At 70.9% G+C, this 22,968-nt stretch carries 22 protein-coding genes; 7 read left to right on the forward strand and 15 right to left on the reverse strand.

Going from position 1 to position 22,968, the window contains the following annotated elements:
• Nucleotides 1–7: 7 nt before the first annotated feature.
• Both BUB75_RS33405 and BUB75_RS33410 read right to left on the reverse strand, forming a co-directional pair.
• Complete coding sequence (locus BUB75_RS33405) at nt 8–2,728, reverse strand: DEAD/DEAH box helicase (RefSeq protein WP_073262826.1); 2,721 nt, start codon at nt 2,726–2,728, stop codon at nt 8–10.
• A 79-nt stretch (nt 2,729–2,807) separates the two neighbouring features.
• Nucleotides 2,808–4,322 carry a polysaccharide biosynthesis protein gene (locus BUB75_RS33410; RefSeq protein ID WP_073262828.1) on the reverse strand — a complete coding sequence of 505 codons (1,515 nt, stop codon included), beginning with the start codon at nt 4,320–4,322 and terminating at the stop codon, nt 2,808–2,810.
• Between the two features lie 650 nt (nt 4,323–4,972).
• Between BUB75_RS33410 and BUB75_RS33415 the strand changes: the two genes are divergently transcribed.
• Together BUB75_RS33415 and BUB75_RS33420 are read left to right on the forward strand one after the other, a co-directional pair.
• Entirely contained in the window at nt 4,973–5,683 is a 711-nt protein-coding gene (locus tag BUB75_RS33415; protein ID WP_073262830.1) for an HAD family hydrolase, read from the forward strand.
• A gap of 153 nt (nt 5,684–5,836) precedes the next feature.
• Nucleotides 5,837–6,832: an IPT/TIG domain-containing protein gene (locus BUB75_RS33420; protein WP_178380038.1), complete on the forward strand. Its 996-nt coding sequence runs from the start codon at nt 5,837–5,839 to the stop codon at nt 6,830–6,832.
• 125 nt (nt 6,833–6,957) lie between these two features.
• Here the strand turns inward: BUB75_RS33420 and BUB75_RS33425 are convergent, their stop codons facing one another.
• The 9 genes from BUB75_RS33425 to BUB75_RS33465 all read right to left on the reverse strand — a co-directional run bounded on the left by BUB75_RS33425 (nt 6,958) and on the right by BUB75_RS33465 (nt 14,165).
• Nucleotides 6,958–7,728, reverse strand: coding sequence for an SDR family NAD(P)-dependent oxidoreductase (locus BUB75_RS33425; RefSeq protein ID WP_073262834.1), 771 nt, complete (start codon nt 7,726–7,728; stop codon nt 6,958–6,960).
• On the reverse strand, nt 7,725–8,609 hold the full coding sequence (locus BUB75_RS33430; RefSeq protein WP_073262836.1) for a putative RNA methyltransferase: 885 nt from the start codon (nt 8,607–8,609) through the stop codon (nt 7,725–7,727). Before BUB75_RS33430 ends, BUB75_RS33425 begins: the two co-directional genes overlap by 4 nt.
• Nucleotides 8,610–8,715: 106 nt before the next feature.
• Nucleotides 8,716–9,123 carry a fibronectin type III domain-containing protein gene (locus tag BUB75_RS33435; RefSeq protein ID WP_073262838.1) on the reverse strand — a complete coding sequence of 136 codons (408 nt, stop codon included), beginning with the start codon at nt 9,121–9,123 and terminating at the stop codon, nt 8,716–8,718.
• 80 nt (nt 9,124–9,203) lie between these two features.
• The gene (locus tag BUB75_RS33440) at nt 9,204–10,148 is read right to left on the reverse strand and encodes a diacylglycerol kinase family protein (protein ID WP_425430911.1); all 945 of its coding nucleotides are present in this window, start codon (nt 10,146–10,148) and stop codon (nt 9,204–9,206) included.
• A gap of 180 nt (nt 10,149–10,328) precedes the next feature.
• Nucleotides 10,329–11,177: a twin-arginine translocase subunit TatC gene (gene tatC / locus BUB75_RS33445; protein WP_073262842.1), complete on the reverse strand. Its 849-nt coding sequence runs from the start codon at nt 11,175–11,177 to the stop codon at nt 10,329–10,331.
• A 59-nt stretch (nt 11,178–11,236) separates the two neighbouring features.
• Complete coding sequence (tatA, locus tag BUB75_RS33450) at nt 11,237–11,533, reverse strand: Sec-independent protein translocase subunit TatA (protein WP_073262844.1); 297 nt, start codon at nt 11,531–11,533, stop codon at nt 11,237–11,239.
• Nucleotides 11,534–11,632: 99 nt separating this feature from the next.
• Nucleotides 11,633–11,860 (reverse strand): hypothetical protein, encoded by a 228-nt coding sequence (locus BUB75_RS33455; RefSeq protein ID WP_073262927.1) that lies wholly within the window; start codon nt 11,858–11,860, stop codon nt 11,633–11,635.
• 35 nt (nt 11,861–11,895) lie between these two features.
• Nucleotides 11,896–12,864: a helix-turn-helix transcriptional regulator gene (locus BUB75_RS33460; RefSeq protein WP_073262846.1), complete on the reverse strand. Its 969-nt coding sequence runs from the start codon at nt 12,862–12,864 to the stop codon at nt 11,896–11,898.
• Between the two features lie 92 nt (nt 12,865–12,956).
• Nucleotides 12,957–14,165: a helix-turn-helix transcriptional regulator gene (locus BUB75_RS33465; RefSeq protein ID WP_073262848.1), complete on the reverse strand. Its 1,209-nt coding sequence runs from the start codon at nt 14,163–14,165 to the stop codon at nt 12,957–12,959.
• Between the two features lie 92 nt (nt 14,166–14,257).
• On the opposite strand from BUB75_RS33465, the gene BUB75_RS33470 reads away from it, so the two are divergent.
• A complete protein-coding gene (locus BUB75_RS33470; protein WP_073262929.1) occupies nt 14,258–15,328 on the forward strand; it encodes a DUF3866 family protein in 1,071 nt (356 codons plus the stop codon).
• 68 nt (nt 15,329–15,396) lie between these two features.
• Here the strand turns inward: BUB75_RS33470 and BUB75_RS46645 are convergent, their stop codons facing one another.
• Nucleotides 15,397–16,728 carry an IPT/TIG domain-containing protein gene (locus BUB75_RS46645; RefSeq protein ID WP_178380039.1) on the reverse strand — a complete coding sequence of 444 codons (1,332 nt, stop codon included), beginning with the start codon at nt 16,726–16,728 and terminating at the stop codon, nt 15,397–15,399.
• On the opposite strand from BUB75_RS46645, the gene BUB75_RS46650 reads away from it, so the two are divergent.
• From BUB75_RS46650 to BUB75_RS33485, 3 genes are all read left to right on the forward strand, one after another.
• Complete coding sequence (locus tag BUB75_RS46650; protein ID WP_178380040.1) at nt 16,715–16,951, forward strand: hypothetical protein; 237 nt, start codon at nt 16,715–16,717, stop codon at nt 16,949–16,951. The two genes, BUB75_RS46645 and BUB75_RS46650, sit on opposite strands and share 14 nt — an antisense overlap.
• Nucleotides 16,952–17,377, forward strand: a complete 426-nt coding sequence (locus BUB75_RS46655) for a hypothetical protein (protein ID WP_178380041.1) — start codon at nt 16,952–16,954, stop codon at nt 17,375–17,377.
• A 429-nt stretch (nt 17,378–17,806) separates the two neighbouring features.
• Nucleotides 17,807–18,424 (forward strand): DUF4232 domain-containing protein, encoded by a 618-nt coding sequence (locus BUB75_RS33485; protein ID WP_178380042.1) that lies wholly within the window; start codon nt 17,807–17,809, stop codon nt 18,422–18,424.
• A gap of 46 nt (nt 18,425–18,470) precedes the next feature.
• Here BUB75_RS33485 and pafA read toward each other — a convergent pair whose 3' ends face one another.
• The 3 genes from pafA to BUB75_RS33500 form a co-directional block, all read right to left on the reverse strand.
• Entirely contained in the window at nt 18,471–19,829 is a 1,359-nt protein-coding gene (gene pafA / locus BUB75_RS33490; RefSeq protein ID WP_073262856.1) for a Pup--protein ligase, read from the reverse strand.
• A gap of 90 nt (nt 19,830–19,919) precedes the next feature.
• Nucleotides 19,920–20,519 (reverse strand): dTDP-4-dehydrorhamnose 3,5-epimerase family protein, encoded by a 600-nt coding sequence (locus BUB75_RS33495; protein ID WP_073262858.1) that lies wholly within the window; start codon nt 20,517–20,519, stop codon nt 19,920–19,922.
• An 83-nt stretch (nt 20,520–20,602) separates the two neighbouring features.
• Complete coding sequence (locus tag BUB75_RS33500) at nt 20,603–21,220, reverse strand: class I SAM-dependent methyltransferase (RefSeq protein WP_218617926.1); 618 nt, start codon at nt 21,218–21,220, stop codon at nt 20,603–20,605.
• Nucleotides 21,221–21,349: 129 nt separating this feature from the next.
• On the opposite strand from BUB75_RS33500, the gene BUB75_RS33505 reads away from it, so the two are divergent.
• A complete protein-coding gene (locus BUB75_RS33505) occupies nt 21,350–22,939 on the forward strand; it encodes a methyl-accepting chemotaxis protein (protein WP_073262862.1) in 1,590 nt (529 codons plus the stop codon).
• Nucleotides 22,940–22,968 lie beyond the last annotated feature (29 nt).

Raw genomic sequence — 22,968 nt, forward strand, 5'->3', positions numbered from 1 at the left:
GGTGGTTCTACAGCGCGGAGTACGCCACGACCCCCCGGCGCGTCGCTTCGATCGCCTGGCGAGCGGTCGAGCGCAGGTCGCTACCGGCCGGGGCCGCGCTCGCGAGCTGGTCGAGCAGGTCGAGCACCTGGCGGCACCACCGCACGAAGTCACCCGCAGGCATCTCACCCTCGACGCCGGACGCCGCGGTGAGCACCCGCTCCAGCGGCTCGCCTCGCGCCCAGCGGTACGCCGGCCAGACGAAGCCGTAGTCCGGCTCGCGGGTGAGCGCCAGCCCGCGCTCCCCCTCGTCGGACTGCAGTTCCGCGGCGAGCCGGCCGATCACCACGAGCGTGTCCCGCAGCGGGCCGTTCGGCACCGGCGTCGGACCCTCGTCGGCCCGCCGCGCCTCGTACACCAGCGCGGACACCGCACCGGCCAGCTCCGCGGCCGACAGCCCTTCCCAGACGCCCGCGCGCAGGCACTCGGCGACCAGCAGGTCCGACTCCGACCAGATCCGGGCCAGCCCGCTGCCCGCCTCGGTCACCCGCTCGCCGTCGAGGTACCCGCGGCTCTCCAGCAGCCCGCAGACCTGGTCGAACGTCCGGGCCAGCGAGTTCGTGCGATTGTGCACGCGCTGCTCGAGCTGGTGGGTCTCCTTGGCCAGGCGGTCGTAGCGCTCCGCCCAGCGGGCGTGCTCCTCGCGGTCGTGGCACCCGTGGCACGGGTGGCGGCGCAGCGCTGCGCGCAGTTCCGCCAGCAGGTCGTCGTCGGCCGCGGCCGCCCTGCCCTTCCGCTTGCGAACTGCGGCCAAGTCGGACGCCGCCGTGCGCAACGCCGACGCCAGGTCGCGCCGGGCCTGCGGCGACCGGTGGTTGAAGTGCTTCGGCACCCGCATCCGGGTCAGCACCTCGACCTCGTTCGGGAAGTCGGCCAGCGACAGCCGCCCGGCCCAGCGGTCGGCGGTGAGCACCAGTGGCCGGGCCTCGCCGAGCGGCTGCGAGCCGGGGTCGAGGACGACGGCCAGCCCGGCGCGGCGTCCGGTCGGCACCAGCACGACGTCGCCGATGCGCAGCCGCTCCAGCGAGTCGGCCGCGGCCGCACGCCGCTGGGCGGCGCCCTGCTTGGCCAGCGCGTTCTCCCGGTCCTTGATCTGCCTGCGCAGCGCGGCGTACTCGGCGAAGTCACCGAGGTGGCAGGTCATCGACTCCAGGTAGGCGTCGAGCGCGTCGTGGCTGCGCTGGGCCTGCTTGGCCAGCCCCACGACGGCCCGGTCGGCCTGGAACTGGGCGAACGACGTCTCCAGCAGCTCGCGAGCGCGCTCGCGACCGACCGATCCGACCAGGTTGACGGCCATGTTGTACGAGGGCCGGAAACTCGACCGCAGCGGGTACGTCCGGGTCGACGCCAGGCCGCCGACGTGGCGGGGGTCGATCTCCGGAGACCAGACCACGACCGCGTGGCCCTCGACGTCGATGCCGCGCCGCCCGGCCCGGCCGGTGAGCTGCGTGTACTCCCCCGGCGTGAGGTCGACGTGGGTCTCGCCGTTGAACTTGACCAGCCGTTCGAGCACGACCGACCGGGCAGGCATGTTGATGCCGAGCGCCAGCGTCTCGGTCGCGAACACGGCCTTGACCAGGCCGCGGACGAACAGCTCCTCGACGACCTCCTTGTAGACCGGCAGCAGCCCGGCGTGGTGGGCGGCCAGGCCGCGCTGCAGCCCGTCCAGCCACTCCCAGTAGCCGAGCACCTGGAGGTCCTCGGCGGCGAGGTCGGCGGTGCGCTCCTCGGCGATCCGGCGGATCTCGGCCCGCTCCTCCGGCGTGGTCAGGCGGAGCCCGGCGGCCATGCACTGCTGGACGGCGGCGTCACAGCCGGCCCGGCTGAACACGAACGTGATCGCGGGGAGCAAGCCCTCGGCGTCCAGCCGCTCGATGACGTCCGAGCGGTACGGCACCAGGTTCTTCGCCCGGATCGGGCGGCCGGAGCGGGTGTACTGCACCCGCCGCAGCTGTTCCCGGACGTACCGGGTGAGTTCGGGGTCGACGTCCTTGTGCGTCGTCTGCCCCGACGCTTTCTCGGTGAACAGGTCGAACATCCGCCGCCCGACGAGCACGTGCTGCCAGAGCGGCACCGGGCGGTGCTCGGAGACGACCACCGCGGTGTCGCCGCGCACGGTGACCAGCCACTCCGCGAACTCCTCGGCATTACTGACCGTTGCCGAGAGCGACACCAGCGCGACCGACTCGGGGAGGTGGATGATCACCTCCTCCCACACCGCGCCGCGGAACCGGTCGGCGAGATAGTGGACCTCGTCCATCACGACGTAGGCCAGGTTCTCCAGCGTCGCCGAGCCCGCGTAGAGCATGTTCCGCAGCACCTCGGTGGTCATGACCACCACGGGCGCGTCGCCGTTGATCGCGTTGTCGCCGGTCAGCAGGCCGACCTTGTCGGCGCCGTAACGCGCGACCAGGTCGTTGAACTTCTGGTTGGAGAGAGCCTTGATCGGGGTCGTGTAGAAGCACTTCGTGCCCTGGCGCAGGGCCAGGTGGACGGCGAACTCGCCGACGACGGTCTTTCCGGCACCGGTGGGGGCGCACACCAGCACCCCACGCCCGTCTTCGAGCGCCTGGCAGGCCTCCCGCTGGAAGTCATCGAGATCGAACGACAGTTGCGCGGTGAAGTCGGTGTACCCCGGGTAGGCGGCGCGCCGACGAGCCGCCGCGTACTGCTCGGCGGGGGAGCTCATGGGGCCAAGGCTACGCGAGGACGCGACTGATTCACGCGTCACGGCCCGGCGCCGCTGAGGACCCCCGCCCGGCCGCCGGTCAGGCGCTGGTCGGCACTCCCCCGCTGACCGTCGTGATCTCGTCGACCATCGGCTTCAGCTCCGGCACCTCGGCCAGGCCGCGCAGCGTCCGCGCCATCCGGTCGACGTTCAGCCCGTCGCGCACCGCGTCGAACCGCGCGCCCCGCAGCGAATCGACCAGCAGCGGGACGACCGGGCCGAGGTCCTGGACCGTGGCTCCCTCGCGCGCCAGCACGTCCGGGTCGCAGCCCCACATCAGGATCCGCATCCGCTGCGCCGGGTTCGAGCTCTCGAACGTCGCGCGGCAGCCCCACTGCAGGAAGTCGGCGAGCCGCTTCTTGTGCACGGACCGGTCCTCGACGTCGGCGCACTCCACGTCCGCGCAGAGCCGTTCGATCTCGGTCGCGACCGGCACGGCCGGGTGCGAAGGGCGGGAGATCATCATCCCCTCGTCCTCGGTGAGGTGGGCGGCGTCGGACTCCAGCGCGTTGAGCATCGGGTGCGTCTTGCCCGGGTCCGACCAGTCGAGCTGCCCGAGGAACGTGTGCTTCTCGTAGCCGGCGGGCAGGCCCATGAAGCAGAGCGGCACCTCCTGGCCGCTGACCGCGATCGTGTGCAGTGCGAGGCGGAGGATGTCCAAGGGCCAGCCGAGATCACCGACGGTGACCAGCGTCGCGTCCTCGTCGTCCACGTAGAGCGTCGTGTTGAGCACCAGGGCCACGGCCTCGGACATGCTCTGCACGTACATCAGCCGATAGGGCTCGTGGATGTTCAGAACGCCCGCCGCGACCTTGCGCCGAAAGTCGTCAAAAACGATGCTGTTCTCGGCGATGTGCGTGAATCGCACCAGCCCGATCTTCGTCGAGAGCGACGGCGCTTCCTCCGCGATCATCCACTCCGCGACCTTCTTGCTACCCGCATAGATGTCGGGTGTGTAGTAGCGCGCGGCTTTTCCGGTGGAGGCGTGAACGCAGATGTCGACGCCGAACTGATCGCACAGCGTGAGGATGTTGCGGGTACCGCCGATGTTCGTCGTGATCGTCAACGCGGTCTCGAACTCGGCGAGCCCCGGCTCCCGCTGGGCGGCGAGGTGGTAGACGATTTCCGGGTTGAACTCGGCAAACACCTTGCCGGTCGCCTCGATGTCGCGGATGTCGGCGATCACCGGGACGACACGGTTCTCCGCGCCTGCCGGAATCGGCGACTCCCGCAGGTCGAGTGCGCAGATCGAGCCGGTCGGCAGACGATTCACCAGCGCCTCGACCACCTCGGCGCCGACCGCGCCGGCCGCACCGGTGACGAGCACCCGCTTGCCGCGCAGGAAATCGGCCAGAGCGGCTGTCTCCAGTGGAACCGCGCGCTGCCGGTAGATCTCCATCGGGTCGACGGTGATCGGCTCGTCGGCGTCGTAGGAGCGGATCAACGTGCTGGTCAGCTCCCATAACCGGGCACGTACGGGCCCCGGGTCCGCCCCGAAGTCGCCCGCCGGCGCCAGCGCCAGGATCTCGTCGATGATCTCGGCTCGACTGAGCATGGACTGCCCCCCATCCTCGATGTTCGTGACCGTCTGGATTTCGCTACGGACACCCACCGAAGACCGCCGCGCCCAGGACCTCCACGCCCCTGGTCGAAGGGCCGGTGGGGGTGTGGGTCGCACAATCAACCTGGCTGATTCGCGGCTGTACGGCGGACGTCCGGCGCGGCACGGAAATGGTGATGCTGTCGGTTGCCACCCACACTCCCATTCACGCCCATCACACGGATCAGGGTTCTGGTTAACGGAAAGTTTCGAATACACGAAGGTCCGCCGGGAAAAGACAATACATCCCGCACGCATCCCCACGCTATCGGTCCCCGCAAGCCGATCGGCCCGTCGTCGAGATCGACGAGTACCGAATCCGGCAGTTGCACCACAACGGCGTCGGGGTCACCCGGAGTGCGATCCGCATAGGTACTTTCGTCGAAACAATACCGACGTACGGCCCCCTTACCCCTGGTCACCTGCGCTTTTTAGGCGGCAGGAATCCGTGCAATGATCACCCAGGGTCGCCTGACAATCGATTACCATTACATAATTGTTTCCGATTAGCGAGCCTGTTTCACGCACGCCGCACCCATTACCTACCTTGCCGATAGGAGTGCCTCGACCGGTATCCGCTGGGCCGAGTGGGTTAGCGTGGCGGCGTGTCAGATGCCCGACAGCTCCGCCCTATTGACGCCGTCCTCTTCGATTTCTCCGGCACGTTGCTGTCGGTCGAGCCTGCCGAGGAGTGGCTCCGCAGAGCCGCGACTCCGCTCGGGCTCGAGTTCTCTCCCGCCGAGTCCGCCGAGCTGATCGAGCGGCTGCTCTGGGCCGGTCGGCCCGGCGGTCCGGCGCCCTCGGACCTCACCGGCGCCCTCGTCGACGCGTACGCGTCCCGCGACCTGACGCCGGAATTGCACCGGGACGCGTACACGGCGCTGATGGCCCGCGCCGACCTGCCCGATCCCCGGCTGGCCGAGGCGCTTTACGACGCGATGTTCCCACCGGAGGCGTGGGTCCCGTACCCGGACGCCGCTCCGGTGCTCGCCGCGCTGCGCGAGCGGGGCATCAAGGTCGCCGTCGTCAGCAACATCGCGCACGACCTGCGCCCGACGTTCGACCACCACGGGCTGACCCGGTGGATCGACGCGTTCGTGTTCTCCTACGAGCTCGACGCGATGAAGCCGAACCCAAAGATCTTCCACGCCGCCTGCGAGGCGCTCGGCGTGGCGCCGGAGCGGGCGCTGATGGTGGGTGACACCACCGCGGACGCGGGCGCGGTGGAGGTCGGTATGCCGGTGCTGGTGCTGCCCGCGAGCCCGGCGGGCGCCGTCCACGGCCTCGCCGCCGTCCTGGCCCTGGCCGGCGCCTGACAGCGCGCCCCACGCAGGCCGCCGGGTGCGGCCGGGGTGCGGTCGACCCGCTGCTCCCCTCCCGCACCAGGCCCCGGCTCAACCACGCCCGTCGCCGACCGACCTGACCTCCGCAGAGCCATGGACGCATCCGGTCTCACGGAGGAGACACTCGTGAAGTTCCCCCACCGCGGTCGCCGCACCGCCACCACCGCCCTCGTCAGTGCCGGCGTGTTCGGGGCCGGTGTGCTCGGCGCCGGTGTGCTGGGCGTGGCCGGCTCGGCGTCCGCCGCGTCGACGACCACCGAGGTAGTCGCGGTCACCTCGCTGAGCACCGCATACGGCAGCACGGCCGGCGGCACCAACGTCGTCATCAACGGCAAGGGCTTCAACCGCCTCGACGAGAGGGTCGCCGGCAGCGTCATGTTCGGCGGCAAGCAGGCGAAGTCGTACCTCGTGCTGTCCGATACGCAGATCTCGGCGAAGGCGCCTGCCGGAACCGGCTCGAAGGTCCGCGTGATCGTCACCGACCTCACCTACACCAGCGCCGACACGACCTCCGACGACTTCACCTACCTCGAGCCGATCAGCGTCCGCGTCCCGGACAAGACCGAGCTCTCCGCCGCCGGTGGCACCACCGTCCGCGTCACGCTGTCCGGCCGCAACCTGGACCTCAGCACCGCCGCCAAGTTCACCGCCGCGAAGATCACCGCCACCGTGGACGGCACCGCGGCCACGATCGCGTGGGCGAGCGCCACCCAGGCCACGCTCACCGCGCCCGCCGGAACGCCGAGCATGACCCACTCGAAGGTTCCGGTCGTGGTCTCGACGAACGGCGTCCCCGGCCCCGCCGACACCACACACGCGCGGTACGCCCCGGTCGTCACCAAGCTGAGCGTCACCAGCGGCAAGCTCGCCGGGACGGCCGGCACGAGCAGCAAGCCCGCGCTCACGATCACCGGCGTCGGTCTCGCCGACGCGGACGGCTTCTGGTTCGGCAAGACCAAGGGCACCTGCACCGCGAGCAGCGGCAAGGAGTCGACGACCTGGACCTGCGTGAACATCCCGTCCGCCGGGGTCAGCGGCCCGGTCGCGGTGCTGCCGAGGTTCGACGACGGCCGCGTCGCCGGAGTGACCGCCGGCTCCGTCTACACCTACACCAACCTCTGAGCGGGCGGCCCGCCGAGGGCGAGCCTGACGGCCGCGCGCGACCACTTGAGTATGACCAATACGCGGCGTGGTCGCGCGCGGACGCCAGCCTCGCCCTCGGCGGGCTCCAGGTCTGTAGGAATGAATTAGTGCACTGAGAAGCCGCCGTCGACGAAGAGGGTCTGGCCGGTGACGTACGCGGCGGCGTCGCTGGCGAGGAACACCGCGACGCCCGCGTAGTCCTCGGGCTCGCCGTTGCGGCCGACCATCGTGCGGGCGGCCATCGCCTCGGCCTTGGCCTCGTCCGCGAACACCGGCGCGGTGAGCGGCGTCCGGACCACGCCGGGCGCCACCGCGTTGCAGCACACGCCGCGGGCCGACCACGCCTCGGCCTGCGAGCGTGTCAGCGCGGTCACGCCGCCCTTGGACACCCCGTAGGCGCCGCTGTTCAGGTACGCCCGGACGGCCTGCTGCGACGCCACGTGGATGATCCGGCCCCAGCCGCGCGCGGCCATGCCCGGCCCGAACCGCTGTCCGAGGAGAAACGGCGCGGTGAGGTTCAGCGCCAACGTGGCGTCCCAATCGTCGGCGGAGATCTCCTCGATCGGCGGCCGGTGGTTAACCGCGGCCGCGGTCACCAGGATGTCCGGCTCGCCGAACACCGCGGCGGCGTCCTCCGCGGCCCGCACCACCTCGGCCCGGTCGCCGAGGTCGGCGCTGATCGCCGCGGCCTCGACGCCGTGCGTGCGCAGTTCCGCGACCGTCTCCCCCAGCGCGTCCGGCCGCCGCGCGACCACGACGACGTGCGCGCCGGCGCGCCCGAGCGCGAGCGCCATCGACCGGCCGATCCCCGAGCTGCCGCCGGTCACCAGCGCCACCCGCCCGGCCAGCGAGAACAGTTCCCCGAGGTAGTTCACGACGTCCTCCGATAGGTGCTCAGCGTCACCGACACGGTGACCTCGACCGGCTCCGGCACCGCCGCCACCCGCGCCGCCAGCGTCTCCGCGTCGACGTGCCAGGCCGCCGGCCCCATCGCGACCGCGGTCACCGCCTCCGCGTGGCTCAGGCGCAGCGTCGTCTCGTGCGTCCGCGCCTCGGTGAGGCTCAGATAGGGTCCGAGCGCGGCGTCCAGCCGGTCGGACTTCCGCGGGTCGACCGAGACCGCGCCCACCGCGGTCGCGAGCTCCCGCAGGTGCCGGTCGGTCGGTGCGGCCACGAGCGCCGCCCCTCCGGGGCGAAGTACGCGGTGCAGTTCTGCGCCGTTGCGCGGTGCGAAAACAATGAGGACGACGTCCGCCGCGCCGGTTCGCAGCGGCAGCGGACGCCACGAGTCGCACCGGATCGCACCGGCTCGCGGATGCGCACGCGCGGCCCGGCGCAGCGCGTACCCGGAGATGTCGGCGGCGACCCCGACCCAGCCCGGGACGGCGTCCAGCACCCCGGCCAGGTGATGCCCGGTCCCGGCCCCCAGATCAACCACACAGCCCACGGGCGACGCGGGCGACGCAGCGGCCGGGTCGGCGGCTTGGGCGGCGGTGGCGGCGGCTAGCGCCGCGGTGAGGGCGGTGAAGTGCCCGCCGGCCAGGAACGCCTCGCGGGCGGCGACCATCGCGGCGGTGTCCCCCGGCACCGCCGAGGCTGCCCCGGTGAGCAGGCTGACGTAACCCTGCTTGGCGACGTCGAAGCTGTGCCGCTCCGGGCAGCGCAGCGTTCCCCCGTCGAGCGTCAGCCCGACATCGTCCCCGGTGCGCGCGGCGCAGTGCGGGCAACGGAGCCGGTCGACGACGTCCGCCAGCACCGCAAGCCCCCACTCACCCGATCCGCTCGGGCAGCATCCTCCCACCCCGAGAAATCTGGCCAGTTCTCGACCTATCACCCGCAGGTGAGTAGGTCGATCTCAGCGCTCAGGTGGGCTTGCAGACCCGGCTGGTCGCCACCTGCATGCTCACCTGACCGCTGCGGAAGTAGCTCGGGTAGAACGCCTCGAGCCAGAACACGTACGGCGCTCCCCGCGTCAGCGACCCGACCCGGACGCGCGTGGCTCGCCCGGCAGCCGGTGGCGTGACGTTGACCTTGCGGTACGTCTGGGACGCTCCCGGTGCGATGTTCTGCGGCACCACCCAGATCTTGTACGCGCTGACCGGACCGTCCCAGTAGCTGCGCACCCACCCCACCGTGCAGGACGACGCCCCCGGCGTCACCGTGACCTGGACGCGCCAGTACGGGTCGGCGTGCGCCGGCGCGGCCGGGCCGAGGACGCCCAGCAGCACCGCGAGCCCGGTGACGGCGACGGCGAGACGGCGGGTACGCACGGTACGGATCCTTTGCGACGACGGGCGGAAGTCCACCCCTCCTCATCGGCACCATCCGGCAGAAGCTGAGCGTCTCGACCTCAGCCGGAGAGTTGGGCGCCGATCAGCCGAACCGCACCGGGGACGCACCTCAGCTCGAGCGGCAGCCGCGTCGACGGCTCCCCGTCCGCGTAAACGCTCGCCCCCGGAGCGTCCACCCGGATCGTGGCGGCCCGGTAGGTACGGACCGCCGGGTGCGTGACGTGGGTGCCCGAGTACAGGCGGGGCTTGACCCGGATGAGCTCGAGCCTGCTGACCGGTTCGACGACCGTGACGTCGAGCAGGCCGTCGGTGGGGTCGGCGTCCGGGCACATCCGCATGCCGCCGCCGTAGCTGCGGGTGTTGCCGATCGCGGCGAGGAGCGCGGGCGTCTCGACGGTGGTGCCGTCCAGGTCGAGCGTGAGCGCGTAGCGGCGCAACCGTGCCAGCTCGACGAGGATCGCCAGGTCGTAGCGGCGCGGTCCGCGTGGCCACCGCATCCGGTTGGCCCGCGCGTTCACGGCCGAGTCGAAGCCCACCGAAAGAATGGCCGCGTACCACCCCGGTAGTGCGCCGCTCGGATGCGGCTCCCCGCCGCGCCCGGCGCTCCCGTGCCCGGCGCCCCCGTGCCCGGCGCCCCCGTGCCCGGCGCCCCCGTGCCCGGCGCTCCCGTGCCCGGCGGTCGTGACGCGCACCGCGTCGAGGGCCGTGGTCCGGGCCACCCGGAGATCGGCGAGCACCGCACGAGCGGCGTCAATCGGGTCGGCGGGCACGCCCACGGCGTCCGCCAAGTCGTTGCCCGTGCCGAGGGGGACCACACCGAGCGGGACCTTGGTCCCCGCGACCGCCTGCAGGGCGAGGTGCATCGTGCCGTCACCACCGACAGCCACCACCCCGGCAGCGCCGGCCTCGACCGCGCGGCGCGCGGCGGCGATCGCGTCCGCCGGGCTGGACGCGGGCAGGACGACCGGGTCGGCCGGGCCGAGCGCGGCCACCACCCCGGCCAGGTGCCGCCCGACCTGGCCGCGCCCCGCGGCGGGGTGCGCGAGCACCACTATCCGACCGGAAGGCACGGCGCACCCTACCGCGCCCGCTTGTCCGAATCCGTCAGCGCCGAGAAACGCCGAATCCGCCCCGACCAGGCACGGTCGGGGCGGATTCGGCGTCAGATTCGGGTCAGCGTCCGGTCAGTCGACGTCGTCCCGGCGGGAGGGCTCGGGCGTCTCGCTGGCCTGCACCGGACCGCTCGTCTCGACCGGTTCCAGGACCGGCTCGATCTGGGACGCCTCGTCGTCGTCCAGCCCGGCGAACTGGTTCCGCGCGGCGACCTTGGCGCGCCGTCGTTCGTTGAGGAACGCCGCACCGACCGCGGCGAAGTACAGCGCGCTCATCGCCAGGCCGAGCGCGGTCATGCCGAACGGGTCGGGCGTCGGCGTGACGAGCGCGGTGAACACGAACGTCAGGAACACGGCCGCACGCCACCAGCCGAGCAGCCGCTTCGCGCTCGCCACCCCCGCGAGGTTCAGCATGAACACGAGGAGCGGGAACTCGAAGCCGACGCCGAAGATCATCAGCATGCCGGTGACGAAGTCGATGTACCCGGCGATGTTGGTCGTGAACTGGTATTCGCCGTCGACCGGCAGCAGGAACTCGATGCCCTTCGCGACCACGAAGTGCGCGAGCACGGCACCGGCCACGAACAGCGGCACGGCGAACGAGATGAACGCGTACGACCACTTCCGCTCCCGGGCGTGCAGCCCGGGAGCGACGAACGCCCACAGCTGGAACAGCCAGATCGGCGACGCGATGATCAGGCCCAGGTAGAGCGCGATCTTCAAGCGGACGATCGTCGGCTCCAGCGGCGTGGTCGCGTTGAGCGCGCACTCGCCGTCGGCGAACCGGCTGCAGTACGGCTCGGTCAGGAACCGCTGCACCGGCAGGGAGAAGTACAAGCCGATGCAGAGGCCCAGAACGATGCCCACGACGGCCTTGAAGAGGCGGTCACGCAACTCACGGATGTGCTCCATGAGCGTCATCGAGCCGTCCGGCGACACCGGCCTCTTGGGGGTGCGCCGGCGCAGCCGGAGCGCTGGGCTCACCGCTGGTCGCGGGTCTCGCTCCGCGAGTCGACCACCCGGGATTCGACGACCGGGTTGGGCCGCTCGCCGAACTGGTCGGCCGGATCACCGCGGTCATCGGTCAGCGGCGCACGCTCGTGCTTGGCCTCGGCCTTGCCCTTGACGTCGTCTTCCATCAAGCCCTTGGTCTCGGCCTTGAAGATGCGCAGCGAGCGGCCCACGCCGCGTGCCGCGTCAGGCAGACGCTTGGCCCCGAACAGCAACAGCAGCACGATGACGAGCACTGCGATATGCCAGGGCTTGAGAGCACCCATGACGACACCTCTCGAATCGGATACCGGTTCATCGTACGTCTCACCGGCCCACCGATCCGAAGGATAGGCCCTAGGTCTGAGAACCGAGGGCCGAGCCGGTCAGCGAGCGGGCCGGATGGCTTCCACCTTGGCCTGCACTTCCAGGACACGCGACTGCAGCGTCTCCAGCTCGGACTGCAACGCCTGCGCCTCGGCCGCCTTGTCCTTCGCGACGTCCGCCGCGCGCTTCAGGCGCCCGAGCTTCGGCAGCAGCGGTGCCGCCACCGCGCCCAGTGCCACCACGCCGACCACCACCACGGCTACCGCAATCCAGCTCGCAAGCGTCACGCACAGCACCCTAGCGGCACCGCGGCGCGATGCGGTCAACCGGTGTAGGCCGCCAGCGCCGCCCGTGCCTCGGAGCGCACCAGCTCGACCAGTTCCGCGGGCCCGACCACCTCGGCGTCCTCACCCAGACCCATGACCAGGCGGCGGGCCCACTCCAGATCGCTGGCCTTCAGCGTCACGAGCCAGGTGCCCCCGTCCTCGGGTCGGACGTCCTCGCATGGGTAGTACTCGGTGACCCACCGGCTGCCGAGTCCGACCCGCAACGTCACCAGCGGGCTGTCCGGCGGGGGCTCGAAGACCGCGCCGTCCGACAGCCGGAACCCGCCATCGGAGCCGGCCAGGCCCCGGGCGGGCACCGACGGCTCGTCCAGCTCGTCCAGCGCGTCGATCCGGTCGATGCGGAACATCCGCACGGCCTCGGCGCGGCGGCACCACGCCTCCAGGTAACCCCGCCCGTCGACGACCAGCAGCCGCATCGGGTCGATCACCCGCTCGCTCGTCGCGTCGCGGCCCGCCGTGTAGTAGACGATCCTCAGCGCGCGGCCACGCTCCAGCGCGCCGCGTACCCGGGCGGCCATGCCGGTGTCCTCGTAACCCCCGGTGATCGCGACCTGTTTCGCCGAGCGGCCGGCCTCCCCTGCGGCCCGCTCCACCTTGGCGAGCGCCCGGCCGACCGCGGCTCCGTCGACCCCGGGGGTCTCCTCCAGCGCGCGCAGGGCGACGATCAGCGCGAGGGCCTCGTCGGCGGTGAGCCGGAGCGGCCGGTCGAGCTCGGCGTGGTAGGTCAGCGTGACCGTGTCGTCGTCCAGCGACATGTCGATCAGGTCGCCGGGGCCGTATCCGGGCAGGCCGCAGACGAACAGCAGCTGCAGGTCGTCGCGGAGCTGCTTCTCGGACACGCCGTGGTCGGCGGCGACCTCGGAGATCAGCGCCCCGGGGCGGGCCTGCAGGTACGGCACGAGCGCCAGCAGGCGGGCGAGGCGTTCGCTTCCGGCGCTGCTCATCGGTGCGCCCTTCTCTTCGCGCAAGCGCTCATCTGTGCGCCCTTCTCTTCGCGCAAGCGCTCATCTGTGCGCCCTTCTCTTCGCGCAAGCGCTCATCGGCCGGGCTCCGTCCGCGCACCGGCCGCCGCGGTCTCGCGCGGCGGTGGCGCTCCGCCCGGCCGGGGCCCGGGGATGCCCGCCGCCATCCGGGACAGGTGCCGGACCACCGCGTTGCGCACCTCGGGCGGGGAGAGCGCGACGACGGCCGAGCCGTATCCGGCGAGCCGGACCGCGAGCGCCTCCGGATCGGAGTAACTGAGCGTGACGAGGTCCCAGGCGGCCTTCGCGTCGGGCACCGGCGCGCCGCACTCGGCGTCGTCGTCGTCAGGGGGCCCGTCCGGTGCGCGGAGCGTGCTCACCGGCGGTTCCGGGGCATCGAGCGTCACCGCGCGGCCGACGCCCGCCCGAGCGACGTCCGCCTCGAGCAGTTCGGGATCGGGTTCGTCCTCGGGCTGCACCGAATCGGCCCAGCGCCGCAGGCCCGCGGCCGCACCGACCCGCACCCGGACGCGGGCGCTCTTCTGCTGGGACGGCTCCGGATCGAACTTCGCGACCTGGGCGACCAGGTCGAGGCCGTCCGGCGGCGCGAACGCGTCGGCCTGGCCGAACGCGGTGACCGTGCCGACGACGCGGGACAGCCGGAAGCACCGGGTCGCGTCGCGGTCGAGGTCGTGCCCGATCACGTACCAGCGCCCCCGCCAGGACACGACGCCCCAGGGTTGAAGGCGCCGCTGGCGCGGCTCCCCGTCGCGCGGGGTGCGGTAGTGAAAACGAACTGCGCGGCGGACGTCGATCGCAGCCAGCATCGGGGTGAGCGCCGGATCCGCGCTCACCACCGGCTCGATGCCCAGCGGCGGCCCGTCGACCAGGTCCACGCCGCCCGCGCGCAGCTTGGTCAGCCCGCTCGACGCCGCGGTCGAGAGTTCGGCGTGGTGCCAGAGCCGGGCCGCGATACCGACGGCGGCGGCTTCCTCGGGGTCGAGGCGCACCTCGGGCAGCGCGTAGTCACCCCGCGTGACGCGATAGCCCGGTTCACTGTCAAAAACGCTGTTCGTCCCGGTTTCCAGCGGCACGCCGAGGTCGCGAAGCTCGCCTTTGTCGCGCTCGAACATTCGCTGGAACGCTTCGTGTGATTTCGGATCATCCTCGTCGTGCTCGTATCCGGGCACGATCGTGGCGATCTGCGCAGCGGTGAGATACCGGCGCGTGGAGAGCAGGCACAGCAGCAGGTTGACCAGGCGTTCGGTGCGTCGACGGGACACACCGAACGACGCTACTTCACTTCTGCGACCGGCGTGGCGCACCCCGGCCGCCTGTTGACGGCGCGGGCGTGTTCGAGGGCTACGGTGTGCGGATGATTCGCTGGCGGCGGGGGCGGGTTGAGTCGGTGGGCCGCGGTTGGTCCGGGGCGGTCGAGCTGGGGGTCGAGGTCGACGGCGCGTCCGTTCGAGCGCTGGCCTATCCCGCGATGGTCGGGACGCCGCTCGTGGGCGACACCGTGCTGCTGAACACGACCGCGCTGGCGATGGGGCTCGGCACCGGCGGATACGCGCTGGTCGTCGCACTGCCCGACCGGTTGCCGCCGGATCCTCCGGTCGTCGGCGGTCCGGGGCACATGGTGAAGGGGCGGTACACACCGACACAGGTGACCATGCTGGGCGTGGACGAGCAGGACTCCCCGCACCACGCGGTGCTGGCCTCCGACGTCACGCTGGACGGCATGCCGGTCGTGGTGGCCGATCTGCACTCGGCGCTGCCGGCGATCCTCGCCGGAGTGCGGGCTTCCCGGCCCGACGTCCGGGTGGCGTACGTGATGACGGACGGCGGGGCGCTGCCGCTCTGGTTCTCCCGTTCCGTGGCGCAGCTCGGGGACCTCCTCGCCGGAACCGTGACCGTCGGCCAGGCGTTCGGCGGCGACCTGGAGGCGGTCACGCTGCACACCGGGCTGCTGGCCGCGCGGCACGTGCTCCACGCCGACGTGGCCGTCGTCGCCCAGGGACCGGGCAACCTCGGCACCGGGACGCCGTGGGGGTTCTCGGGGGTGGCCGTCGGCGAGGCGGTGAACGCCGTTTCCGTGCTGGGTGGCCGCGCGATCGGGTCGCTGCGCATCTCGTCCGGGGACGCCCGGGAGCGCCATCGTGGCGTGTCGCACCACTCGCTCACCGCGTACGGCCGCGTCGCGCTGGCGGCGGCAGACCTACCGGTGCCGACGCCGCTGCCGTCCTCGCTCGCCGCCCGGGTTCGCGACCAGCTGGCGGAGTTGCCGGAGCGGCACCGGGTGGTGGAGGTGGCGCTCGACGGGCTGGACGAGGCGCTGCGGGCGCTGCCGGTGAAGCTGTCCTCGATGGGGCGCGGCCTCGACGAGGACCGCGTGTACTTCGAGGCCGCAGCCGTCGCCGGTCGCCACGCCGCCGGGCTGCTCTGAACGCACCTCGGCCCGGGCCACTGTGGCCCGGGCCGAGATGGTAACCGCGTGCTCAGATCAACGCCGATTTAGTACGGCGCGAACGTGAACGTCGACGGACTGGTGACGACCGTCGTCCGGGTTGGCCCGCCGGGCGATGTCGCCGTCGGCCCAGCGCGCATGTCGTCGATCACCGTAATCTGGTGGGCGCCCGCAGTCGGCGCGAACGTGCTCGCGTCGAGCTTGCAGATGATCTCAGTATCGCTTATCACCTGCACGTTCGTGCATTCACCCGCGATCCAGCCGGGCTGGCCCGGCGTCGCGGCGTCGTCGTACGCACCCCGCGACACGATCACGTGCGTCAACTCGTCCGGAACCCACACCATCGCGGTTCCAGTGGCGCCCGTGGCGGTGAAGGCGAGCGCGGTCCCGCCGCGGGTTGCGGCGAGCTTGAAGGTGCCCGTGGCCGAGTCCGCTGTGTTGACGTAGTACCACGTCCAGGGCGAGACGCCGCCCAGGCCACCGGTGAAGCCGCTCAACATCACGCGGTCGCCGTCCTCAAGGGTGTGGCCCACCAGAGCGCTCACCACGCCGGTTGCGACAGTGAAGGTGCCAACACCGCCGCCCGTCGCCGGAGTGAGACCCAGCCTGCTGATGTCCCGCGCCGTGCCGCCTGAACTGACCGTCTGGATGTCGATCGCCGTGCCGCCGGGCGTTGCTGCGACCTCGAACGTACCCGCGCCGGTGTTGCTATTGATGACGTAGTACGCCTTACCGCTCTCGAGCGGCGCCGCGCCGGTGAGGCCGTCGAAGCGCACCCGATCGCCGTTGGCCAGGGCATGGCCGGCCAGCGTGATCGTGTTGTTAACAGCTATCTGAGAAGTGGCGACTGACCCCAGGCTTCGCGTGGGAAGGGCGTTGTTGTTCCAAGCCAGGGAAGAGGCCTTGAAGCCTGCCCCGAAGATGTCCAGAATCACCGCGCCTCGCGTCGTCGTGGTACTCGGCGTCACGCTGATGCCGTCGATGTAGGTGTAGCCGTTGACCATGGTGGCCGGGCCGCCCTCGGAGGTCACGACGACGTCGACCTGGCCAGCGGCGTGCGACGGCATGGTGCCGGTGATCGTGCCCGCGGCGGCGTTCACGGTCGCGCTGACCAGCGCTTGGCCGCCGATCGTCACCCTGGTGTTGGTGCTGAAGCCGGTGCCACCGATCACGACCTGGCCGCCACCGAGTGCCGGACCGGAGGCCGGCGTGATGCCGGTGATCGTCGGCGCCTGGTAGACCTTGTAGGTCGAGGTCGCGATTGCGAGACCGGAGGAACCCACGGTCGCGTTGTAAACGCAGACGTTGTACGTGGTACCCGCGGCGACCGTGGCGAGCGCCGCCGGCGCCTCCACGACGAGCTTCTTGTCGCTGACCACGGTGAAGCTGGTCGCGTTATACGGGCCGGCGATCGGGCCGATGACCAGCGCGCCACCGGTGACCGGCGTCCCGGTGACGGCATTGGAGATCGTCGCGGTGGTCGAGTTGGTCGGGTTGCCCTGGATCGTGGTGTTGGCCGGGATGTTCGTGCCCCAGACCGCCTTGCTCGCGTCAGGGTTCTGGAAGTTCGCCGTCGCGGACGTGATCTTCTTGCCGTCGTGAGTGACGCTGGTGCCGCCGCCTCGGGACGACCCACCGACGTTTAGCTGCACGTTCGCGGCCTCGGTTGTCGCCGCGGCCGAGATGATCGCACGGTTCGCGTCCAAGACGCGCGTGATCGTCGTGTTGGCCGGAATCGTCCCACCGGTGATCGCCGCTCCGACGTCCGCGGCAGTGAACGTACCGCCGACCACCTCCACCAGCGTGGCGGGGTACGTCACGAGATCGTTCACACCGCGTGCGGCAACCGCGGGAATCGTCGCCGGGGTGGTGCTCGAGGCGGTGCAGGCGGCGGTCGTGAACTGGACCGCTTGGACCTGGTCGACCAGGTTGGCATTCCGGAACGTGTTCGCTGTCGTCGTGTTCAGAGTGATGATTCCGCCGGCCGCGCCCGTCGCCGGTGTCGCCGGCGCGGAAGCGGCAGCCTGACTCGGACTGGAGACGCTCGCCAGTCCGGCAGCGACCAGAGCGCTCGCAAGGCCGACTCGTATGGCCCACGCACGCCCGGTGGCTTGGTGTCTTTGCATCTGTTGAGTCCTTACTCGTATCGATCAGGGCGTCTTCGCCCCGCACGCACGGCCGGGCCCGATGAGGCCGCGGGAGACTAACGCGAAGCGACCATAACCCATATAACGGACATAAAGGAACCTGAGGTGCGATTAGATGCAATCTCGCCATATTCCGGCGTGGCACCGAACAGTTAACGGCGTTTGTCCGCTTGACTTCCGTCAGCAGTAGGCCGTAATGACGGGGGGGGCACCAATGCGAGCGAGGGTCTCGACGGCGTTGGCAGGCACCGCGGTCGCGGCGGCGATGCTCGCGTCGGCAGCGTGCGGCGGGAGCAATCAGGAGCCGACGGTGGACCGCACAACCGAACCTGCGATCGAGTCGCCCGCCGCCGATCCGGTGGTGCCGTCGGCCCCCGCGGCGACCAGCGCCTCCCCTGCCAAGACGGCTCTCGCATCCGGTACAACCGGCACACTGCCCCCACGGGCCACGCAGCAACCGCCGCCCCCACCGGGCAACGTCCGTCCCTGCAAGACCACCCAGCTGTCCATCCGGGTCATCCGGCAAACCGGCAAGGGCAAGGCCAAGGCCGGGCTCGGCATCGGACTCGTCTCCCTCACGAACACGAGTGCGAACCCGTGTGGACTGAGCGGTTGGCCGACCGTCGGACTCACCCGCGCCGGTACCGCGGTCGCGGTTCCGACGACGAACGTCAATGCACCACGCCGGCCGACCGGAATGATCCTCACCGCGCAGCGGACGGCGTTCGCAGCCATCCAGTGGCGCGGCTGCCCGGCGACCGCCACCGGCTGCCGCAGCGGCGACGGGTTCCGCATCGGCGCTCCGGGCTCGATACCGGCGAACGCCCAGTTGGCCGGGTTCTCGGCGACGGAGCAGAAGGGCTTCGGCGTCAGCACGATCGTGGTCGGCTCGATCCAGCCGACGACCACCGACATCGTCAACTGGTGACACGCGAAAGGGGCGAGGCCTACCGGCCTCGCCCCTTTCGGCATGCTCACATGCTGGCGATCAGGCGGTCCACTCGCTCGTCCACGGCGCGGAACGGGTCCTTGCACAGCACCGTGCGCTGGGCCTGGTCGTTCAGCTTCAGGTGCACCCAGTCGACGGTGAAGTCCCGGCGCCGCTCCTGGGCGCGCCGGATGAATTCACCGCGCAGCCGGGCCCGCGTCGTCTGCGGCGGCACCGACTTCGCCGCGAACACGTCCAGGTCGCGGGTCACCCGGTCGACCGCGCCGCGCTTCTCCATCACCTGGAACACGCCCCGACCCCGCCGGATGTCGTGATAGGCCAGGTCGAGCTGCGCCACCCGCGGGCTGGAGAGCGACAGGCCGTGCCTCTCGGAGTACCGCTCGATCAGCTTCAGCTTCGTCACCCAGTCGATCTCCCGCTCGACCGAGGCCAGGTCGTCGGCCTCGACGGCCTTCAGCACGCGTCCCCAGAGGTCGATGATCCGGCGCGCGGCCGGACCACCGCCGTAGCGGTCGACGAACTCCGAGGCCTTGGTGTGGTACTCGAGCTGGATGTCGAGCGCGCTGATCTCCTTGCCGTTGGCCAGCCGCACCGTGCGGCGGCCGGTGATGTCGTGCGAGACCTCGCGGATCGCCCGGATCGGGTTCTCCAGCGTCAGGTCGCGCATCGTCACGCCGGCCTCGATCATCCGCAGCACGATGTCGGCGGCACCGACCTTGAGCAGCGTGGTGACCTCGTTCATGTTCGAGTCACCGACGATCACGTGCAGACGGCGGAACCGCTCGGCGTCGGCGTGCGGCTCGTCCCGGGTGTTGATGATCGGGCGCGATCGGGTGGTCGCCGACGAGACGCCCTCCCAGATGTGCTCGGCCCGCTGGGAGAGGCAGTAGACCGCGCCGCGCGGCGTCTGCAGCACCTTGCCCGCGCCACAGATCAGCTGCCTGGTGACCAGGAACGGGATCAGCACGTCGGCCAGGCGGGCGAACTCTCCGTGCCGCGAGACCAGGTAGTTCTCGTGGCACCCGTAGGAGTTGCCCGCCGAGTCCGTGTTGTTCTTGAACAGGTAGATGTCCCCGGCGATGCCCTCGTCGCGCAGCCGCCGCTCAGCGTCGACCAGCAGACCTTCGAGGATGCGTTCGCCGGCCCGGTCGTGCGTGACGAGGTCAGCGACCGAATCACACTCCGGGGTGGCGTATTCGGGATGAGAGCCCACATCGAGGTAGAGCCGGGCGCCGTTGCGTAGAAAGACGTTGCTCGACCGACCCCATGAGACCACGCGCCGGAACAGATACCGCGCCACCTCGTCGGGCGAGAGACGCCGCTGGCCCCGGAACGTACAGGTGACTCCGTACTCGGTCTCGAGACCGAAGATCCGCCGCTCCATGATTGAACACTAGCCGCCGTTGCACGCTCGCACCCGGCAACAGCGAGCGTGGTCGATTTGCCCCCTACGGCGGTCGCTCTCCGTTTCCGTTTAGCCGTGATTCAGCGACGCGTAGTAGTTCTTGCACTCTTCGTAGTCAGGGAGCGCTCCGGCGGCGAGTGACTCCGCGAGCGACGGGGCGGCAGCGTCCTTCGCGGACAGCTGCGGCTCGTCGGCCGGCCAGTCGATCGCCAGGTCGGGGTCGAGCGGGTGGATCGCGTGCTCACGCGTCGGCGCGTACGTCTCCGAGCAGAGGTAGTTCAGCGTCGCGTCGTCGGTAAGCGCGCAGAAACCGTGGCCGAGCCCTTCGGACAGGTACACGGCGCGCCGGTCGACGTCGTCCAACCGAATCAGTTCGTGCCGGCCGAAGGTCGGCGAACCCACCCGCAGGTCGACGACGACGTCCACCACCGCGCCGCGGACGCACGTGACGTACTTCGCCTGGCTCGGCGGGACGTCGGCGAAGTGGATACCGCGGACCACACCGCGCGCGGAGACCGAGAGGTTGCCCTGGGCCAGCCGCAGCGGATGCCCGACCGCCTCGGCGAGATGGTCGAACCGGTACCACTCCATGAACAGGCCACGGGGGTCACCATGCTGGACCGGGGTGATCTCCCAGGCGCCGTCGATGCTCAGCGGTCGAATCTTCACGCCGCCACCGTAGCGGGCCGCCGGGTGCGTTCGATTCAGGGCGGGCGGGCGTAGGGCCGGAGGTGTCGTTATTGGAGAGCTGCTCAGGGCTTGCGCGCGACGACGACGAACTCGTTGTAGGCGAACACCTTGCCCGCGACCCGCGGGAACGGGAACGAGTACTTCTTCAGCACGCTGAGACCGACGTCCCTGGCCAGCGCGGACACTTCCTCGAAACCGCTGAACCGGATGTGGGTCGCGTCGGTCGTGTAGCCCTTCTCCTGCGGCGTGATGAACACGACGCGGCCGCCGGAGCGGAGGTACGGCAAGTACGACTCGAGCACCGCCTTGGCGTCCGGCTCGAGCAGGTGCTCAACCAGGTGGGACGCGAGGATCGCGTCGAACGAGTCGGGCTTCGCGTCCGGCGAGGAGTGAAACTCGTCGACGGTGTACGCGGTGAAACCGCGCTCGCGGGCCAGCTCGATCGACGTGGCGTTGTGGTCGACGCCGACCGGCGGGGGGTTCTTCCCGTCGGAGAGGTGCGAGAGGTTCCGGCCGATGCCGCAGCCGACGTCGAGCGTGCGGCCCAGCTCGAGCCGGCGCAGGTTCCACCGGTACGGAGCCTGGACGTCGAGCACCTGCTTCCAGCGGGCGGTCTCCAACCGCTGAAGGCGCTCGGCGTAGTCAGCGCCGGCGGTCCCCGGAACGTCGTTGGTGGCCACGGCCAACCTTCCCTGTCGAGCCCTGCGGTGTCCCCGGAACCCTATCGCCCCCTGGCGAAGAGCACTCAGACCCGTCGATCGATCGCCGATTGGGGGCTTGTCGTCCGTTCGTCCCGAGGAGCAACTGGCATGGCGAGCTTCCTGCACCGGATGAGTATTCGCAGCAACCTGCTGCTCATCGCTGCGCTGGCGCTGGTGGCTGCCGCACTCATCGGCACGGTGAGCCTCGTCCAGATGAACCGGATCGCCGACCGCGCGCAGGAAATCTACGACAAGTCCCTGCAGCCGGTACGGGTCGTCGGCGAGATCCAGGGCGCGATCTGGCACTCCCGCTGGGCGAGCCTCTCGGCGTCGACGTCGTCGGACGCGGCGAAAGAAACGGCGTACCGGGCCGAGGCCAACGAGGAGTTGGAGGCGGTTCAGGCCGGTATCACCGAGTTCGGGACCCTGCCGGTCTCGTCCGAGGAGAAGGCCGCGATGGACAAGTTCGCGGCCGCCTGGGCGGAGTACCTCGACCTGCGTCAGCAGGCGCTGGACCTGGAGGCGGCGAATCGCATCGCGGAGTGGCAGACGCTGCGCTCCACCCAGCTCAACCCGTCGATCGTCGAGGCCGTCGGGCTGCTCGAGGACGCGAAAACGGTCTCGACGGAGGCCGCGGCCGACGCCACCGCCAACGCCCGCTCGGCCGCCGACACCGCGCGGAACACGATCCTCGCCGTGCTCGTTCTCGGCATCCTGATCACGGCGGCGTTCGCAGTGCTCACCGCACGGTCGCTGGTCGGCAGGGTGCACCGGCTGCGGGACCAGCTCACCGCGATGGCGGGCGGCGACCTGGCGGAGCGTCCGGTCGACACGGCGACCAACGAGATCGGCGAGATGTCCCGGGCGGTGCAGCAGGCCGCGGAGAAGATGCGCGGCACGATCCTGACCCTCGCCGAGACCAGCGTCGGGCTCACCCGCAGCTCCGCGTCGCTGCAGAGCGCCAGCCGCGAGCTGACCGAGAACGCGGACCGGGCGAGCCGCCAGGTGTCGGCGCTCGACTCGGCCGCGACCGAGGTGACCGGCGGCGTGCAGGCGGTCGCCGGTGGCGCCCAAGAGATGGGTGCGGCGATCCGCGAGATCTCGGTCAACGCGTCGGACGCCGCGTCCGTCGCCGGGCAGGCGGTGGACTCGGCGGCGCAGACCCAGCAGGTGATGGTGCGGCTGGGCAACTCGTCCACCGAGATCGGGAACGTGCTGAAGACGATCACCGCGATCGCCGAACAGACCAACCTGCTCGCGCTCAACGCGACGATCGAGGCGGCGCGCGCCGGGGAGAGCGGCAAGGGCTTCGCGGTCGTCGCCGGTGAGGTCAAGGACCTCGCGCAGGAGACCGCGAAGGCCACCGAGGAGATCGGGCGGCGGATCGACGCGATCCAGCAGGACACCCGGAGCGCGGCCGACGCGATCGCCGGGATCAGCGAGGTGATCGGGAAGATCAACGACTACCAGACGACGATCGCGTCGGCGGTCGAGGAGCAGAGCGCCACGACCAACGGCATGACCGGTGACCTCGACCGGGTCGCCGGGGGCACCGGGGAGATCAGCAGCCAGCTGACGCAGGTCGCTGAGCTCACGGAGGCGACCGAGGGCGCCGCGCGGGCGACCCAGAACGCGGCGGGCGAGCTGGACGTCGCCGCCGAGCAGCTCCGAGCCGCGATCGGGACGTTCCGCTACTGACGCCGGGCCCGGCGAGGCCGGCCGGGTCG

It is taken from the genome of Cryptosporangium aurantiacum (assembly GCF_900143005.1).
Classification (GTDB): domain Bacteria; phylum Actinomycetota; class Actinomycetes; order Mycobacteriales; family Cryptosporangiaceae; genus Cryptosporangium; species Cryptosporangium aurantiacum.

What these genes read in the sequence shown, in the direction of transcription:
- BUB75_RS33410 (WP_073262828.1), bottom strand. Translation starts at nt 4,322, where the DNA reads ATGCTCAGTCGAGCCGAGATCATCGACGAGATCCTGGCGCTGGCGCCG.
- pafA (WP_073262856.1), bottom strand. Translation starts at nt 19,829, where the DNA reads ATGGAGCGGCGGATCTTCGGTCTCGAGACCGAGTACGGAGTCACCTGT.
- tatC (WP_073262842.1), bottom strand. Translation starts at nt 11,177, where the DNA reads ATGACGCTCATGGAGCACATCCGTGAGTTGCGTGACCGCCTCTTCAAG.
- tatA (WP_073262844.1), bottom strand. Translation starts at nt 11,533, where the DNA reads ATGGGTGCTCTCAAGCCCTGGCATATCGCAGTGCTCGTCATCGTGCTG.
- BUB75_RS33470 (WP_073262929.1), top strand. Translation starts at nt 14,258, where the DNA reads ATGATTCGCTGGCGGCGGGGGCGGGTTGAGTCGGTGGGCCGCGGTTGG.
- BUB75_RS33405 (WP_073262826.1), bottom strand. Translation starts at nt 2,728, where the DNA reads ATGAGCTCCCCCGCCGAGCAGTACGCGGCGGCTCGTCGGCGCGCCGCC.
- BUB75_RS33460 (WP_073262846.1), bottom strand. Translation starts at nt 12,864, where the DNA reads ATGAGCAGCGCCGGAAGCGAACGCCTCGCCCGCCTGCTGGCGCTCGTG.
- BUB75_RS33505 (WP_073262862.1), top strand. Translation starts at nt 21,350, where the DNA reads ATGGCGAGCTTCCTGCACCGGATGAGTATTCGCAGCAACCTGCTGCTC.